The sequence below is a fragment of the Pseudomonas sp. HMSC057H01 genome, from assembly GCF_001836405.1.
Classification (GTDB): Bacteria; Pseudomonadota; Gammaproteobacteria; order Pseudomonadales; family Pseudomonadaceae; genus Pseudomonas; species Pseudomonas aeruginosa.
Window position 1 is genome coordinate 139,764 of sequence record NZ_KV828426.1, and the last position, 1,146, is coordinate 140,909.

Sequence of the window (1,146 nt, forward strand, 5' to 3'; positions counted from 1 at the left end):
TCACCAGCCGGAACGGCGTCGCGCCATCGGTGCGCGTGACGATCAGCGGCGGGCCGCCCAGGTGGTCGTTCTTCTCCGGCCCGGCCCATACCGCCGACACCGGCATCATGTGCGCCAGGTTCAGCGTCGAGACGATGGGCTGGCGCACATTGGCGTAGGCGTTGCCCGGAAGCGAGGACAGCCACGCATCCACGGCGTTGAGCGTTTCGGGGATGGTGACGAACCCGCGCCCCTGAATGACGCGCTCCACCATGCGCAGCTTCTCGTCCGCTGCGCTGGCGTCCGCGTCCATGACGGTGACGGTCGCCGTCAGGTAGCCGAAGGCGACTTGATCGCTGCCCAGCTCCTGCAAGGCCGCATCCGCGTCCGCCGCCTTGTTGTTCGCATCGGTATCGACCAGCGGGCTTTCCTGCTGGAAGATCGTTTCGCGCAACAGCGCGATGACGTTCTTGCGCTTGGCGAACCACTGGCGGCGCAAGCGCCCCAATTCCCGTTCCGCCTCGGATTTGTCGAGGCACAGAAAGCGCGTACTCCAGCGATACCCAAATCCCAGGCGGTTGAGGTCGTCCAGAATCCCCGGCCAGGTCGAGGTCGGAAAGCCACGCACCGACACCACGCGCAGGTGCCGGTCGCCCAGCATGGGCGCGAGGCCACCGACCAGCGGCGAATCGGTCAGCAGCGCGTCGATGTGGAACGGCACTTCGGGTACGCCCACGCGGTAGCGCCGCGTCGAGATGGTCGCGTGCAGGTAGGTCAGGGTCTGCGCGTCATCGAGCCAGGCGATTTCCGGCATCACGCCTTCGAGCAGGTCAAAGACCCGATCCGTTTCCGCGACGAAGGCTTGCAGCCGCTCGCGCCAGTCCACGCCATTCGTCGGCGTGTTCTCGTAGAGCATCTTGGCGGCACGGGCGCGCGATTCCTCGGGCGGCAGGTACACCAGCGTCAGGTGGTAGCCGCTCTCGAAGTGGTTGCCCGATTCCTCGAAGGTGGCCCGGCGTTCTTCGTCCACCAGCCAAGACAGCGGCTCGGGAAACTCGGAGTGCGGGTAGTCGGCAGCGGCGCGGCGCTCGGCCTCGATGAACAGCGCCCAGCCCGAACCCAGCCGGCGCAGCGCGTTGTTCAAGCGTGCCGACGTGGCGATCAGCT

Annotated in this window: 1 pseudogene; it reads right to left on the reverse strand. The window is 66.9% G+C overall.

Features of this window, described 5'->3' with window-relative positions:
• Positions 1-1,146 (reverse strand): annotated as a pseudogene (locus HMPREF2581_RS09055) (conjugal transfer protein TrbE); the annotation flags it as partial.